This window comes from Pseudomonas sp. TH34 (assembly GCF_016650865.1).
GTDB lineage: Bacteria > Pseudomonadota > Gammaproteobacteria > Pseudomonadales > Pseudomonadaceae > Aquipseudomonas > Aquipseudomonas yamanorum.
On the sequence record NZ_JAEKFB010000010.1, the window covers coordinates 229,085 to 245,502 of the forward strand.

General features: G+C 61.7%; 10 protein-coding genes. 6 read left to right on the top strand and 4 right to left on the bottom strand.

Annotated elements, in window-relative coordinates:
* Positions 1-45: 45 nt before the first annotated feature.
* Complete coding sequence (locus tag JFU58_RS05945; protein ID WP_017480099.1) at positions 46-1,065, bottom strand: alpha/beta fold hydrolase; 1,020 nt, start codon at positions 1,063-1,065, stop codon at positions 46-48.
* A 203-nt stretch (positions 1,066-1,268) separates the two neighbouring features.
* Here JFU58_RS05945 and JFU58_RS05950 point away from each other — a divergent pair, with 203 nt between their 5' ends.
* Entirely contained in the window at positions 1,269-6,845 is a 5,577-nt protein-coding gene (locus JFU58_RS05950; protein ID WP_201140057.1) for a dermonecrotic toxin domain-containing protein, read from the top strand.
* A 97-nt stretch (positions 6,846-6,942) separates the two neighbouring features.
* Positions 6,943-7,860, top strand: a complete 918-nt coding sequence (gene metR / locus JFU58_RS05955) for a transcriptional regulator MetR (protein ID WP_017480097.1) — start codon at positions 6,943-6,945, stop codon at positions 7,858-7,860.
* 48 nt (positions 7,861-7,908) lie between these two features.
* Here the strand turns inward: metR and JFU58_RS05960 are convergent, their stop codons facing one another.
* Positions 7,909-8,319 (bottom strand): NUDIX hydrolase, encoded by a 411-nt coding sequence (locus JFU58_RS05960; RefSeq protein WP_063027392.1) that lies wholly within the window; start codon positions 8,317-8,319, stop codon positions 7,909-7,911.
* A 48-nt stretch (positions 8,320-8,367) separates the two neighbouring features.
* Positions 8,368-9,714, bottom strand: coding sequence for an HD domain-containing phosphohydrolase (locus JFU58_RS05965; protein WP_201140058.1), 1,347 nt, complete (start codon positions 9,712-9,714; stop codon positions 8,368-8,370).
* 257 nt (positions 9,715-9,971) lie between these two features.
* Here JFU58_RS05965 and JFU58_RS05970 point away from each other — a divergent pair, with 257 nt between their 5' ends.
* From JFU58_RS05970 to JFU58_RS05985, 4 genes are all read left to right on the top strand, one after another.
* Positions 9,972-11,846, top strand: a complete 1,875-nt coding sequence (locus tag JFU58_RS05970) for an EAL domain-containing protein (RefSeq protein WP_201140059.1) — start codon at positions 9,972-9,974, stop codon at positions 11,844-11,846.
* A gap of 66 nt (positions 11,847-11,912) precedes the next feature.
* Positions 11,913-12,860, top strand: a complete 948-nt coding sequence (locus JFU58_RS05975) for a cytochrome-c peroxidase (RefSeq protein WP_342215214.1) — start codon at positions 11,913-11,915, stop codon at positions 12,858-12,860.
* On the top strand, positions 12,857-14,659 hold the full coding sequence (locus JFU58_RS05980; protein WP_201140061.1) for a DAHL domain-containing protein: 1,803 nt from the start codon (positions 12,857-12,859) through the stop codon (positions 14,657-14,659). The genes JFU58_RS05975 and JFU58_RS05980 overlap by 4 nt, the downstream gene beginning before the upstream one ends.
* Before the next feature lie 2 nt (positions 14,660-14,661).
* The gene (locus tag JFU58_RS05985) at positions 14,662-16,068 is read left to right on the top strand and encodes an ATP-binding protein (RefSeq protein WP_201140062.1); all 1,407 of its coding nucleotides are present in this window, start codon (positions 14,662-14,664) and stop codon (positions 16,066-16,068) included.
* 25 nt (positions 16,069-16,093) lie between these two features.
* Here JFU58_RS05985 and JFU58_RS05990 read toward each other — a convergent pair whose 3' ends face one another.
* Positions 16,094-16,366, bottom strand: coding sequence for a type B 50S ribosomal protein L31 (locus JFU58_RS05990; RefSeq protein WP_017480090.1), 273 nt, complete (start codon positions 16,364-16,366; stop codon positions 16,094-16,096).
* Positions 16,367-16,418 lie beyond the last annotated feature (52 nt).

Sequence of the window (16,418 nt, forward strand, 5' to 3'; positions counted from 1 at the left end):
GGCATTAAACGCCGGAAAGGTCCCACGATACACCCCGTCAAGCCCTTACAAAACCTTCGCAGGTACCACCGTGTCGATCTGCGCCCAATGCGCCGCATCCTGCCGATGCTCTTGCAAATAGGGCAAGACCGCCGCCAGCAACGGCGCCTTGAACGCCTCCTGGAAACGATGGGCCAGCCCAGGGATCAGCCGCAACTGGCTGCCCTGGATATGCGCCGCCAAGTGCACCCCATGCATCACCGGCAGCAGCGGGTCGGCAGTGCCATGCACCACCAGGGTCGGCACCCGCAGCTGGTTGAGCAACGGCACCCGGCTCGGTTCGGCAAGGATCGCCATGATCTGGCGCTTCACACCGTCAGGATTGAACGCCCGGTCGTAAGACTGCGCCGCCTGCTGCAACAGCACCTTGCGATCATCCTTCACATAAGGACTGCCCAGCGCCGCCAGCAGGTCGGCCTGTTGTTCCAGGGCCACTTCACGATTGGGCGCGCTGCGGCGCGACAACAGTTGTACCAGCGCCGCACTCGGTGCCGGCAGGCCTTCGGCGCCGGAGCTGGTCATGATCAGGGTCAGGCTTTCCACCCGTTGCGGCGCCATGGCCGCCAGGTGCTGGGCGATCATGCCGCCCATGCTTGCGCCCAATACGTGGAATTGCTGGATATGCAAGCCGTCCATCAGGCCGAGTGCGTCGTCCGCCATGTCGGTCAGGGTGTAGGGCGCCGCCACTGGAAGGCCAAGTTTGTAGCGCAGCACTTCGAACGTCAGGTTGGCGCTGGCCGGTGCCTGGCGCCAGGTCGACAGGCCCACATCACGGTTGTCATAGCGAATCACCCGAAAGCCCTGCTCACACAGGGCCACCACCACTTCGTCCGGCCAGTGAATCAACTGCCCGCCCAGGCCCATTACCAGCAGCAAGGCTGGGTCGGAGGCGCGACCAATGCTCTGGTAGGCCAGGCTCACCTGTTCCAGATCGACCCGTTCAGTCGGAACATTCACATCACATCGAGAAGCCGCAAAGGACGGCAGGCCGAATAACAGAGCGGCCATGAAAAAAAACACGCGCATGAAAAACACCGAAACGCAGAACCCCAGTAGAGCGCGAGTCTGATGAAGTTTGTACAAGCGCGCTGCCACAGTTCAGTGACAGTTTGATGAAGGGCGCCCAACGGTCATCCGCGTATCTATCTATCACCTCACGCCCTGGCCCCGCCTCTTTAATGGTGCATTCACCGGCAAGCCCGGTCTCACCAGAGCATGAACACACCATCATGAGTGACCTCACCCTACTTCCCCCGTCTGCCACCCTGAGCGACTTCGCCTCACCGTCGCTTCCAGGCCAGGCCCGTCTCCAGGACCAAAGCCTGTCCTTGCAAGCCTCCGCGCGCTGGCGCGAAAGCCAACAGGAGCTGCATCAACTGGTCGCCCAGGCGCCCGGCGTACGCGACTCCATCGAACAACTGCTCACAGAGCATTGGCAACTGGGCGCCGCACCGGTCGGCCTGGGTTTTCTCAAGACCGAAGATCACGACGAGCACTTCGTCAGCCTGGTGGATGCCTGGGGATTTATCTGCCAGTTTCCAGACATCTCGCCCACTCTGGATGCCCGCAGCACCGTAGTCGGCCTGGCGTCCCACCGCCTGTCAGCCCTCACGCCCGTGCAATTGCTCAAACGGCTCCAGGCACTGGGCCTGGGGAAATTGCTCAGCGCCCGCTGGGAGAACTATTGGAGTACCCGGGCGCCGGGTACGCCGTTGTCCCGTCGCGAGCGGGCGGCACAACTGTACTGCCAGCATTTCGAAGCCTGCGGGCAATCGGCCTATGCCCAGGGAAGGCTGAGTGCCCAACAACTGATCTCGTTGCAGACAGTGCTCAACCCGGTCACCCCCACCAATGGCGTACGCCCCGTCGAGACCTGCCAGCTGGCGTTGCTGCTGCCCAACCAGAGCAAGGTCAAATTGGCTGGTGCCTGGGTCATCTCCGTGGGCCAGGAGCCGCTGTCGACACAAACCCTGTACCTGCCCTGCCGGCAACCCGGCGTGATGGTCTTCAGCCAACGCAGCGACATGGAGCAGTGGCTGGTCGCAGCGCATCAGCAACTGATCCCGCCGGACGTTGCGGCTGACGCTGTCACCTTCGAATACAGCTCGCGCACCGAACCCCTGGAGCACGGCATTCTGGACCTGCTGTCGCACCTGCACGCGGCTCAGCTGGAAAGCCTGCGCAACCGTCATCGCAATGGCAGTGACCTGGCCCGTTACGCCAGCCACGCCCTGGATGATGCCGACCGCCTGGACAGCCAGCGCCGGGAAATCCCGATGCTTATCGCACCGCATCAACTGGCAGATACGCCCGGCCCGGACGCTGACGACCTGCCTCCTGCCCTGCCCTTCGGCCACCTCAGCGCCGACATTGCCTTGGGCCAACGCTGGGCCGCGATCAGACTACAACGCTGCGCACTGGAACGCTTCCTGGGCGATGGCCCTGAGCAAACCGCCCGGCTGGCGCAGTTGAAGGGTTTGATGCAAGCGCTGAAAGACGCAGAGCAGGCCGGCAATGATGCCGCCAGCGGCCTGCTGGCCAAAAAAGCCGCCTTCGATCAACTTGAGCTGCGGCAAAAACCCAACCCGGACTATGACGCGCTCTATCAGGCGCGGCTCGCCGCCCTGCGCGCCGAAGGCGCCATCCAGCATGCGCTCCAGCAGATCAGCGATGAGGAACACCGCCTGCTCCTGGCCGTCACGGAACACCCCGCGGCCCCGGAACGCCGCCCGGCTGTCGCGGTGACCCGCCTGATACTCTCCAGCCGTGACCCAAGGGAAGGTCCCGAGGAGCTGACAGGCCTGTTGCTCATCACCCAGACCAGCGCCCTGAGCTCTGCGGCGCCCCACAGCCTGTTGCTGTACTGGCCCGGCAATGCAGGGGGCCTGCAGCGTTTCGAATCCCGCCAAGCCCTGGAACACTCGCTGTTCAAGCTGTCGAGCGAAGCGCAAGGCGTCACCCTGCAACTGTCGCTGCTGACCGGCGACCCGATTGAATACTCGTTGCAACAGCAGCTGTACGCCAGCGAACAACAGGCGTATGCGCTGATCTCCCTCTTCCCGGTGCCTCCGTTCGCCCAGGAGCGGGCCGGAGGCCTGGACAAACTTAAAGAGCAAACCCTGTTTACCCTGCAAACCCCGGTGTGCCCGGCGCGCGAACTGGCGTACGGACAACTGCTCGAACAACAACGCAGCACCACCCTGGCCGCGTCATTGCCTGGGGAGTTGAGCCAGTTGCCGGCAGATGAACGCCTGGCGCTCAAGCACCTGATACACGCGCAGATCAGCGCCCTGCATCGCTCGCAGCAATTGCTCGAGCGCGAGCTGGAACCCTTCGACGACTTCGGCCAGCGCCGCCTGGACCAGCGCCTGCGCGAAGACTTCCAGCTTGAACACGCCTGGTCGGTGCAACTGGACCTGCCCGACGCGGTCAGCCAGGAGCGCGAATACCTGTCCGAATACGCGGGCCCGGGTACACCGTTCAAGTATGTGACGGTGCCCAGTACCCGCCGCAGCACCCTGTCGTTGTTGCAACTGGCCCAGCAAAACATCGACCCGACGCTGGCCCAGCGCCTGACCTACATGAAGCTCGATGTCACCGGCCCCAATGCCCTTGAAACCACCCGGCTGACCACCGGCCTGTCCCTGGAGTACCTGAAGACCCTGGTCAAGGAACTCGACCTCGCCGGGGCCTACGAAAGCTTGATCACCCGCACCTTCCTCGGTGATCCCGCGGCGGCGCCTTTCACCACCCAGCACCGTCGCGAATGCCTGACCGAGCCGCTGCGCCTGATGCTCATGCTGCAAGGTAAACGCGCCCGGGCGCTGGGGCGATTCGACGACAACGATCTGCGGCTGCTGAACATCGCCATCGACGCCGACAACGCGGGTGCCTGGCAGGCGCAGGGCAAGAAAATCGTGCTGCTGCCCGCCACGCTGAGTGCGGGCGGTGAAGATACCGACTTCGGTCCGACCACCCTGTCGGGGGCCACCTTCATCCAGGAACAAATCTCCGGCACAACCCTGCTGTACCTGCCAAACAGCCCGGACAACCAGGACCTGCGGCGTTACCCGAGCCTGGAACTGGCCCGCAAGGCGCTCTACGACCTCAGCCTGGTCAGCGGCATGAGCGCCTACCTGGCCGGCCTGGCCATCAAGGGCAACACCGCCGCCCACCTCGCCCGGATCGCCCAGGCCCAGCAACGGAATTTTGATCCGATCTTTGCCGTCGGAACCCCGTGGCCGGCCACCACGTCGCTGGCCGCCCATTTGCTGAACGCCCATATGGGCCGCGTCATAGAAGCGCATCGCGCGACATCGCGCTCCAACGCGGCCTTGTTGCTGGAGCAGAACGCGCTGCGCGCCGGGCTGATTTTCAACTACCTGAAAATCGCCCTGGGGCTGGTGCCCTTCGTGGGCTCGGTCGTCGCGTTGTATGACGCCTGGTCCAGTGCCAACCTGGCCACTGCCGCGTTCCTGCGCGGGAATGTCGGCCATGGCCTGGCCGAGGTCGAGGCGGTGCTGTTGTCGCTGATCGACTGCGCCATGGACATTCTGCCGGGCAGCCTCGCCTTGCCGGTCAACGCCCGCGCCGCCACGCGCCAGCGCCAATTGCGCCATCTGGCCAGCAGCGCCGCCAGCCTGCACCTGCCCTCGGTCACCCAGGCTCGTCGGGCGGCACAGCGTTTCGCCGGTTATGAATACGAAGGGGTGATCTCGCTGGCCGGGCTGCAACCTCAAACCCACGGTTTTTATCGCAACGTGTACCGGCATACCGAAGGCGACTTCATCGTGCGGCGCGGGCGCATCTACCAGGTTGAGCTGGCCGGCGATCCCCTGGACTGGCGCCTGAGCCCGACCCGCAGCAAAACCTACAAGCAGCCGATTGCCCTGGATGAAAACGGCGAATGGGACACTCACTACGGCGTCTACGGCAGCGCATTCAAGGGTGGCCTGGCGGGTGGCGGCAGCGTGCTCGGGCATATGGCCGAAGTGCTTGATCCGATCTGGCCCCAGTCGATCCGTGATTACTTGCCGCGCTGGTGGACCGACCGCGCCCTGCGCCGCCAACAGGCGCTGGCCAACAGTATCAACAGCCGCGAAGACCTGATCGCGCTCTCCATTAACCGAACCGAAGAACTGATGGCCCGCACCGACAGCGCAGGCCCGGCGATCCGCAGATCCTTCGAGCAGGACATCGAGCTCTACAGCCGCCAGTATCAGGAACTGACGGAGTTCGTGCCCTTTACCAGCGGCAACCGCCAGCGCGCGATCAGAGAGGACATCAGCCGCAATGCGGCGCGCCTGACCCTGACCACCCTGAACCGGGCGCGCTATCACTTCAAGCAGATCGAGGCACGGGTCCTGGAGCTTGGAACCCATAACATGACCGCCATCTCCCCCGAGGTTTTCGACACCCTGGCAATCATTCCCGCCATGCTGGAGATCCTGCGGCAGCGTAAAAGGATCAGCAGCGAGATTCTGCGTGACCTGGACCGGATCGATGCCGACTTTTCCCAGTTCAACCGCTGGTTCGATCAGGTAACCGATGCCGCCCACCGTACCCGGCTAAGCCCGATGCTGGAGCAATTCCGACGTACGCTCAATGACAGCTACCGCACGCACCTGAAATTGTTACACCGCTTCGATACCCTTGAGACTTACCCCGAAGTTGCCGAGCTGTCTTGGTTCTACTTGCGGGCCCAGGCCCGGGACAGCTACGCCAAAGTCAACCGGGCATGGGCTTCGCATTTTGAACTGCCCAACGCCAGCGCCAACATCACACAGCGGCGCAAGGTGCTGGAAGACTGCATACAGGCCTATGAACAATTCCGGCTGACCATCCGCACCTGGAACCTCGGTTACCCGCAGCATTTCGACCAGGCCCAACTCAGCGCGTTTTTCGGCGACATCGACCAGATGATCGAACTGGCTCGCCGCGCCATCAAGGAGTCGCCGGCAAGCCGCCCACCGGCCGGGCAACCTGTGCGGCGGGTATTCGACACCGAGGACAATATTTCCCTGGTGGGCACCGAGAGCATCGACCCGCAAACCCAAGCCACCACTTACCGGGTTGAGAGCGCCAGAGGGCGCGCCGAGACCTGGGTGAAGGGCCCCGGCGGCAAATCCCGACTCAAGGACAGTGCTGCCTCGGAACCTGCGCCTCCGGAGTCCAACGTCAAGCCGTTCGTGCTAAGCGAAGCCAGGACTCGCCTCGACAACGTCGCGCAGTACGAAAGCCGCGCCATCGCCTACACCGAGCAAAAAATGCTGCCGGTGGACCTCGAACACCTGCTGGTCAGCGAAGCGGCCGAGTTGAACCTGCGGGCCAATCGCCTGGAACGCCTGGACCCCACCGAAGACCTCGTGAGCCAGCTGCGGGCCAAGGCCGCGGAGCTGACCATCAAAGGCCGCAACCTGCGAATCCGCCAGACCCTCGCCAGCAAAACCCCCACCGAAGGCTATCTGGACTATCTTCGCGAACAGCGGGTGGTGGAGATCCGCAAGGGCGAGCCGGCCCGCAACCTCAATGAAGGCAAGAAAGGGCGGGCGGATTTTCTTCAGGAATACGTGGTTCAGGACCTGACACAAACGCCGCCCGCCACCCTGTGGTATGCGCACTTTCATTACGACAAGGTCGGGGCGCAGTTCGACGAGTTCACCAAGGCCCACTTGAAGATTCCCGAGCAGCGCAACCTGGGTTTGCAATGGCAAGTCGCCCAAGCGCAAGCCGGGGCCACGGTCGACCCTATCTGGCGCGGCAATATCGGGCGAGCGCTGGCCACCCGGCACTTTGCCGGGGTGTGAAGGCGGCGCGACTTGAGCACGACGGTCGACAGGCATAACAACATGAGACAAACTCAACCGATCCGAATTTGTCACAAGTTATATTCATGGAGACCCCGTGCTCGAAATCCGCCATCTCAAGACCCTGCACGCCTTGCGCGAAGCCGACAGCTTGGTGGAGGCCGCTGAGCGCCTGCACCTGACGCAATCAGCGCTCTCCCACCAGTTCAAGGAGCTTGAAGAACGCCTGGGCATGCAGCTGTTCGTGCGCAAGACCAAGCCACTGCGCTTCACCAGCGCTGGCCTGCGCCTGCTGCAACTGGCGGATGCCACCCTGCCCTTGCTGCGCGGCGCCGAACGCGACATCGCACGCTTGGCCGGCGGCACGGCCGGGCGTTTGCACATGGCCATCGAATGCCACAGCTGTTTCCAGTGGCTGATGCCCACCATCGACCAGTTCCGCGACGCCTGGCCCGAAGTGGAACTGGACCTGGCCTCCGGCTTCGCCTTCGCGCCGTTGCCGGCCCTGGCCCGTGGCGACCTGGACCTGGTGGTGACCTCAGATCCGCTGGAACTGCCGGGCATCACCTATGTGCCGCTGTTTACCTACGAAGCCATGCTCGCGGTGGCCAACCAGCACCCGCTGGCGAACAAGCCTTACATCGTGCCCGAAGACCTGATCAGCGAAACCTTGATCACCTACCCGGTGGAACGTGATCGCCTGGACATCTTCACCCGCTTCCTGGAACCGGCCGACGTGGAGCCGGCCCAGGTGCGTACGTCGGAACTGACGGTGATGATGATGCAGTTGGTGGCCAGCGGTCGCGGCGTGTGCGGCATGCCCCACTGGGCGCTGCATGAATACAGCTCCCGGGGCTATGTGAAGGCCAAGCGGCTGGGAGAGAAAGGTTTGTTTGCCACGCTGTACGCCGGGATTCGCGCCGACATGCTGGACGCGCCGTACATGCGTGATTTTCTGCTGACGGCCAAGGACACTTCGTTTTCGACCCTGGACGGCGTCAGCGCCGTACGCTGATAAATAGCGGATACCTGTGGCGAGGGAGCTTGCTCCCTCGCCACAGTTTCAGGCACCCGTTAGAGAGGAACGGTAGAACGGTAGAATCAAGTCACGAGTCAGCGGCGCAAGCTGCAAACCGCCGTCGCCGGCCGGGTCGATCCAGCGCACCTCTTCAATCTCGGCAGCCGGTGTCACCGCCACGTCGATGTGCACCTGGAACAACTCGGCCTGCACCACAAACCCCGGCTCATTCGCCGCCGGCGCCGAGAACTGGCCGAGGTACACCGCTGCCGCCGGGTCAATCCGCAGGCCCAGTTCTTCGTGCAGCTCACGGGCCAGAGCCTCGGCAGGTTGCTCGCCGGCATCGATTTTGCCGCCTGGCTGCATGAAGGCCTGGGTGCCGCGCTTGCGTACCAGCAGGGTCTGGCCGTCGCTGCCGATCAGCAGGGCGGCGGCGATGCGAATGGTGGAGGTCATGGGAAGGTCGCCTTGAATACAAAGGCGCAAGGATCCCATGAACCGGCATCAACCCGAAAGCAGCGCCTCATCCGGCTCCTTGATAAACACGCTGTACTTCGCCCCTTCCATGGCTTCGAACGCAATCAGCTTGTCTACCAGCGGCAGGTTCAACACCTTGCCGGCGTTGAGCAGCAGCATGCCGTTGTCGGCGTTGAGGTTGCGCGCCAGCACCATGCCTTCGGCGAGTTCGCGGGTGGTCAGGACCTTGACCGACGGATCGCCCAGGGTCACGTCACTGAGAAACGCCGCGCAGGCCTGGATGAAGTCTTCCACCATCTCCGGGTCGTAAAGGCGCCCGGCATATTTACGGATGTAAAGCAGCGCTTCGTCGCTGTTCATCTGCCGCTCAAGGATCAAGCCGCGTTGCAGTTCGATGAAATCCACCGCCAGTTTCAACAGGCGCGAGCCCAGTGGAATTGCGTCGCCCTTGAGGTGGTCGGGAAAGCCAGTGCCATCCCAGCGTTCCTGGTGATGGCGGATCAAGCGCGCCGCGTCTTTCATCGGTTCCAGGGTCATCAGCAACGATTCGCTCTGGGTCGGATACGCCCGGTAGCGCTCACGGTCGGTGCTGTGCAGCAGGTCGCTGGGAGAGACCATCATGCTATCGCTCCAGCTTAACTTGCCGATGTTGTAGAGCGCGGCAGCCATGGTCAGGTCGCGCGCGCTGGCTTCGTCCATGGGCTGGAACTTGCAGTACACGCGGATCAGTTCGATCAGTTGGCGGTTGGTCTGTTTTTCCTTGGGCAGCCGCAGGTTGGCCAGCAGCGAAAACACCTCGGTACCGGTCACGTAGCTGCGCTTGAGTTCATCGTAGGCCAGGTCGAGCATGTCGGCGGTCTGCTGCAGCTCGGAAGTGCGCGCCACCACGCGTTTTTCCAGGGTGGCATTAAGCGCTTTCAACTGGTCGTTCTGCTCGCGGATCAACTGCTCAAGGCGCAGCCGCTCGCGCTCGGAATGCTGGTGCTCCAGGGACTGGCGCAAGATCAGGAGCATTTCCTCGTCATTCCAGGGTTTGCTGATGTAGCGGTGGATCTGCCCTTCGTTGATCGCCTTGATCATCATGCTCATGTCGGCGTAGCCGGTCAGCAGGATGCGCGTGGTAGCCGGGTACAGCCGATGGGTCTCGGCCAGCAGCATCGCGCCGTCCATGGCCGGCATGCGGGCGTCGGTCATGACCAGGTCGATGGACCGCGCGGCCATGATTTCCAGGGCCTGGGCGCCACTGCCGGCCAGCAGCACGTCATAGGGTTGGCCGCGCAGCAAACGGCGAAGGCTGTTGAGAATCGACTCTTCGTCGTCGACCAGCAAAATCGTGGGGGTGTAGGGGGCAGTCGTTGCAAGTTGCTCGTCCATGGCGACACCTCCTCTCAATGACACAAAATTGCACCATTGCGGCCCGTCGTCATCAATCGCTGTACTTGCAGATGCATTGGGCGCTAGATGAATGCGGGGGTAACTGGCGTTGATTTGACGCCAACCGGCCGACTTATTCAAGGGAGCCGACTATGCTTGTGGCAAGAAGCCCATGACCGCCCCTGTTTACCGATGCACTCAAGGTAAGGAAGCCACATGCGCCAGAATATGCAGTTGAGCGCCTCCCGGAACCGCTCGTGAACCCGCGCTCCGCGAGGGCCAATCGGCGGATCCTGATCGTCGACGACACCGCGTCGATCCACGAAGACTTCCGCAAGATCCTCGAAGCCGACACCAACGGCGGCCAATCCCTGGACAGCATAGAAGAGACTCTGTTCGGCACCGCCCCTGCCGTGCGCCAGACGTTCCTGCTGGACTCGGCCTATCAAGGCGAGGAAGCGCTGGCCCTGGTGACCAAGGCCGTGGCAGCCAACACCCCCTACGCCCTGGTCTTTATCGACATGCGCATGCCGCCGGGCTGGGACGGACTGGAGACCATCGAGCAACTGTGGGCGATCGACCCCCACCTGCAAATCGCCTTGTGCACGGCCTACTCCGACTATTCCTTTGAAGCTATCGAAGCGCGCCTCAAATACGACGACCAACTGCTGATCCTGAAAAAACCCTTCGACAACCTCGAAATCCGCCAGATGGCCAGTGCCCTGACCTGGAAATGGCAGCTCACACAGGATGCCGCCCTCAAGCTGATGGGCCTGGAACGTACGGTGGAGGAGCGGGTGCAGGAACTGCTCAAGGTTTCGCACCTGTTGCAATACGACGCCCTCACTGACCTGCCCAACAGCACACTGCTGGGGGACCGGCTGACCCAGGCCATCGCCGCTTGCCGGCGCCATGACACCCAGCTGGCGGTAATGTTTATCGGACTGGACCGCTTCAAGCGCATCAATAACGCCCTGGGCCACCCAGTGGGCGATGAAGTGCTCAAGCAAGTCAGCCAAAGCCTGGTGGCGACAGTGCGCGAGTCGGACTCGGTGTTTCGCTACGGCTCCGACGAGTTCGTGCTGATCCTCAACGACGTTCATCATCCCCAGCAAACCCAGCACATCGCCGAGAAAGTCCTCAAGGTGGTCAGCCACATCCGCTACGTGGCCGGCCACGACCTGAGCGTCACCGCCAGCCTGGGCATCAGCATTTACCCCAATGACAGTTTCAGCGCTGTGGAATTGATCAAGAAGGCCGAAACCGCCATGCACGCCGCCAAGGATCACGGCCCGAATGACTTCAGCTTTTTCATCGATGACATGAACCGCCACGCCCAGGAACAACAAAGCCTGGAGACCGCGATTAGGCTGGCCCTGCAACGCAACGAGTTTGTCGTGCACTACCAACCGAAACTGGACTTGAACAGCGGGCGAATTGTCGGTGCGGAGGCCTTGATTCGCTGGTACCAGCCCGATCACGGCTGGGTCTACCCGTCTGCCTTTATCCCAGTGGCCGAGGACAGCGGCCTGATCGTGCTCCTGAGCCAATGGGTGCTGGGCCAGGCCTGCGAGCAAGCGCAAGCCTGGCAGGCAGCCGGCATGGCCCCGATCTGTATTTCAGTGAACATCTCGGCCATCGATTTTCGCCAGCGGGATTTTGTCGCCAACCTGGCGGCCATCCTCGAGCGCACCCACCTAAAGCCGGGGTTGCTGGAGCTGGAGATTACCGAAAGTGTGCTGATGCAAAACGTCGAGGAGACCCTGGTTACCTTACGCGCGATCAAGACCATGGGGGTGCGCCTGGCGGTGGATGATTTCGGTACCGGTTATTCCAGCCTCAGCTACCTGCGGCGCTTTCCCATTGATGTGCTGAAAATCGATCAATCGTTCGTTCGTGGCTTGAGTAAAAACACTCAGGACGCACAACTGATCAGCGCGATTATCAGCCTGGGTAAAAGCCTGGACCTGAACATCATTGCCGAAGGCGTGGAGACGGTTGAGCAACTGGACTTCCTCAGGGCTCACCAGTGTGAAGAAGGCCAGGGTTTCCTGTTCAGCAAAGCCGTGGCCGCCGATGAATTCGCCAAGTTCATGCAAGCCGGACAGCGCACCCTGATGCCCAGCCAATAACCTTCTTCCCCAAGGAATCATCGCTTGAGCGACGCCACGCCACGCAATGTTCACCGGTCTTCATGGGTGCCCGGGCTCGCCATCCTGTTTTGGCTGGCGACCTGCCTGCCTGTGATGGCCGCGCCCCTGGACGAACCGCTCAAGCCGCTGCCACCGATACCGCAACTGGATCCGGCAACGGTGGAGCTGGGGCGCCAGTTGTTCAACGAAACACAACTGTCGGTCAACAACACCAAGTCCTGCGCCAGCTGCCATGACCTGCAAACCGGCGGCGTCGACAATCAGCCGTTTTCCCTGGGGTTCGACGGCAAGCCCGTGGCGCTCAACACCCCGACCGTGTTCAACGCGAGCCTGAACTTCAAACAATTCTGGAACGCACGGGTCGACACTCTTGAGGCGCAGGTCGAACAAGTGGTCACCAGCCCCTTGGAAATGGGCAACGACTGGAAAACCGTGATCCAGACCTTGTCGGCGCTGCCCCACTATCAGACCACCTTCCAACAGGTCTACCCCGACGGCATTACGCCCGCCACGGTGCAAAATGCCCTGGCGACCTATGAACGTACCCTGCTCACTCCCAATTCGCGCTTCGACCAATACCTGCTGGGCAACACCGATATCCTCACCATTGAAGAAAAATACGGCTACCAGCGTTTCAAGGAGTACGGCTGCATCGCTTGCCATCAGGGCGCCAATATCGGCGGCAACATGTACCAGAAATTCGGCGTGATGGACGATTACTTCAAAGCCCGTGGCAACCCCACCGAAGCCGACCTGGGACGCTACCTGCTGACCAAGGACGAGGAAGACCGCAACGTGTTCAAGGTGCCCAGCCTGAGGAATGTGGCGGTCACCGCCCCGTACTTTCACGACGCCTCGGCCAAGACCCTCGAAGAAGCCGTCGACGTGATGTTCAAGTACCAGCTGGGGCGCATTCCCTCCGCTGAAGACAAGACCCTGATCGTGCTGTTTCTGAAAACCCTGACCGGCGAATGGGCAGGCAAGCCCCTATGAAGCTCTCCCGCCGCGCCACCCAGCTCATGCTCAGCGCCATGACCCTGATACTGGCCTCGACCCTGGTATTCCTGTACCTCAAGTCATCGAGCGAACAGACCACCTACACCGAATCCCGCGACCTGATCCGCGAAATCAAGCAACTGAACTCACAATGGGACAGCGAAGTGCTCAAGGCCAGGATTGCCCTGACCCACAACTACGACCCCTTGGTCGCCCCCCTCAAAGAGATAAACGACCTGTGGGCCCAGCTTGAGCGCCGCGAGTCGCAGAACACTCACGAAGACCCGGCCCACTGGCAATCCAGCCAGGATGCCTATCGCCAGGCAATCCAGGAAAAGGCCCGGCTGGTGGAGCAATTCAAGTCCCACAATGCGGTACTGCGCAACTCTCTGGCCTTCCTGCCCACGGCCGAAGACGATATTCAGGCGCAGTTCCTGGCACTCACCGACGGGGACAAGCTGCTTCAGCAAAGCATCGCCACCGACACCTACGACGTACTCCTGAGCAGCCTCGAATTCGCCCAGGTGACCAGCGACGACAAGGCCGCCGACATTCTGGTGGGCCTGAACAAACTGGCGATCAACAAACTGAGCCTGCCCGAGTCGTTCCAGGTGCCGGTGGAGATTCTCAGCAAGCATATTTCGCTGATCCTGCGGGAACAGCCCGTGGTCAACGACCTGCTCGAACGCATCGCCGCCGTGCCGCTGGCCGATCATCTGGACGACCTGACCAACCAGCTCAACCAGGACCAGGCGGCCGCCGACCTGCTCGACCAGAAATACCATCGCTACCTGCTGGTGTTTTCGACCTTGTTGGTGGCACTGCTGCTGTACCTGGCGATTCGCCTGTTGCGCAGTTTCGCCGAGATCAACCGGGTCAACCGGGCTTTGCATGTGGTCAACGAAAACCTTGAGCAACGCGTCGAGGAGCGTACCCGGGAACTCAAGGATGCCCAGGGTGAACTCCTGGACAGCGCCCGCCAGGCCGGCATGGCGGAAATTGCCACCAACGTGCTGCACAACGTCGGCAACGTACTCAACAGCGTGAATATCTCCGCCGAGCTGGTGACGCGCAAGCTGCGCACCAGCAAGGCGCTGGGGCTGGGCAAGGCCATGCAGTTGATCAACGAGCACCGCCGCGACCTGGGGACCTTTCTCACCGAGAATGAAAAAGGCAAGTTGTTGCCCGATTACCTGAACCAGTTGGTCGACGCCATCGCCACTGAACAGCAGGGCCTCACCGAGGAACTGGCGCAACTGAGCAAAAGCGTCGACCACATCAAGGACATTGTTTCCACCCAGCAGTCCTACGCCGGCGCATCCACACTGCTGGAGCCGGTGCATATCAGCGCCTTGATGGAGGATGCGTTGCGCATGAATTCCGGGGCCCTGAGCCGCCACCATGTGACCGTGGTCAAGAACTACCACGACGTCCCCGAGATCATGGCCGACAAGCATCGGTTGCTGCTGATCCTGGTCAATCTGATCAGCAACGCCAAGTACGCCATGTCCAACCTCACCGACCGCACCCGGCAAATGACCCTGACGGTGCTGCCGCTGGACGACGGCACCTTGCAGATCAGCGTCAGGGACGAGGGCGAAGGCATACCCGCAGAAAACATGACGCGAATCTTCACCCACGGTTTTACCACCCGCAAGGAAGGCCACGGCTTTGGCCTGCACAGCTGCGCCCTGGCGGCCCTGGAAATGAAGGGCCGCCTGACTGCCCACAGCGATGGCCCGGGCAAAGGCGCGTTGTTCACCTTGCTCATCCCCCTTGATCCCGCACGGACTTGAGCATGAATAAACCACCAAACCGGCGAATCTTATTGATCGATGACACCCCGTCGATTCACGAGGACTTTCGCAAGATTTTGATGCCGCCCGTCGACGCGAACCACGAACTGGATGAGATGGAAACTGCGCTCTTCGGCGACAGCGCCAAACCCCAGGCCCTGGCCTTTGAGCTGGATTCGGCCTACGGCGGCCAGGAAGGATTGCAGTTGCTGTGCCAAGCCATGCAACAAGAGCGTCCCTACGCCCTGGCCTTTGTCGACATGCGCATGCCTCAGGGCTGGGACGGCGCGCAAACCATCGAAGAATTATGGAAAGTCGACCCGCAACTGCAAGTGGTGGTGTGCACCGCCTACTCCGATTACTCCTGGGAAGAACTGCTGTTTCGGCTGCAGGGCCATGACCGCCTGCTGATCCTGAAAAAGCCTTTCGACAACATCGAAGTCCAACAGATGGCTAACACCCTGGCCGCCAAATGGGACATGGCCCGACGTGCGTCCCTGCAAACCAGTCACCTGGAGCATCTGGTGGAGCAACGTACCCATGCATTGACCTTGACCAGCCAGGCGCTGCAGCTGGAAATCGATGAGCGCAAGCAACTGGAAAGCCAGTTGGTGCAGTCGGAAAAACTCGCGTCCCTGGGCCAGCTCGCGGCGGGCGTGGCCCATGAAATCAACAACCCGGTGGGGTTCATCTCCTCCAACCTGAGCACCCTGGACGGCTACTTCAAACAGTTGCAACAGATGCTCGACGCCTATCAGCAGGCCGAAGAAGCCCTCGCGCCCGGTGAATGCCTGGCGCAATTGCAACGCCTGCGCAAGGCCATGGACCTGGAGTTTCTCAAGGAAGACATTCCGATTCTGATCCACGAATCCAAGGACGGCATTGGCCGCGTGGCCCGGATCGTCAAGGACCTGAAGGATTTCTCGCGGGTCGACAACGACGAGAAATGGCAGTGGGCAAACCTGCAACACGGTATCGACTCAACCCTGAACATCGTCGCCAGCGAACTCAAGTACAAGGCCGATGTGGTCAAGCATTTCCAGAAGCTGCCGGACATTGAATGCCTGGCCTCGCAGCTCAATCAGGTGGTGATGAACCTGGTGATCAACGCCGCCCAGGCCATGGGCCCGGAACGCGGCACCATCACCCTCAGCAATGGCGTGGAGGGCGACCAGGTCTGGCTGGAAGTGGCGGACACCGGCTGCGGGATCGCGCCGGAGACCGTGCAGAAAATCTTCGACCCGTTCTTCACCACCAAGCCGGTGGGCGAAGGTACAGGCCTGGGGCTGTCCCTGTCGTATGGCATTGTGAAGAAGCATCACGGGACCATTTCAGTGAACAGCGAAGTGGGCAAAGGCACGACGTTTCGGGTGGTGTTGCCGATTCGCCAGACGACAGATCCCCTGTAAAGGCAATCCTCTACAGGGGACAGGCTCAGGCTTCGGCGTTCTTCGGGCTCGAACCAAACGACGCAAACCGTTTGTTGAAGCCGGCGATGCGGCCTTCGGATTGGGTCTTGCGCTGCTGGCCGGTGTATACCGGGTGCGAGGCGCTGGACACGTCGAGGAGCACGTAAGGGTAGGTGTTGCCGTCGCTGTGTTTCTGCGTACGGTCGGTTTCCACGGTGGAGCCGATCAGGAAGAAAACGTCGGCGGCGGTGTCATGGAACAACACGGTGCGGTAGTCGGGGTGGATACCAGGTTTCATAAGGCCTCCGGGGCGTCTGGGTGAACATCAAGTGTTATACAGTAACGCAAAT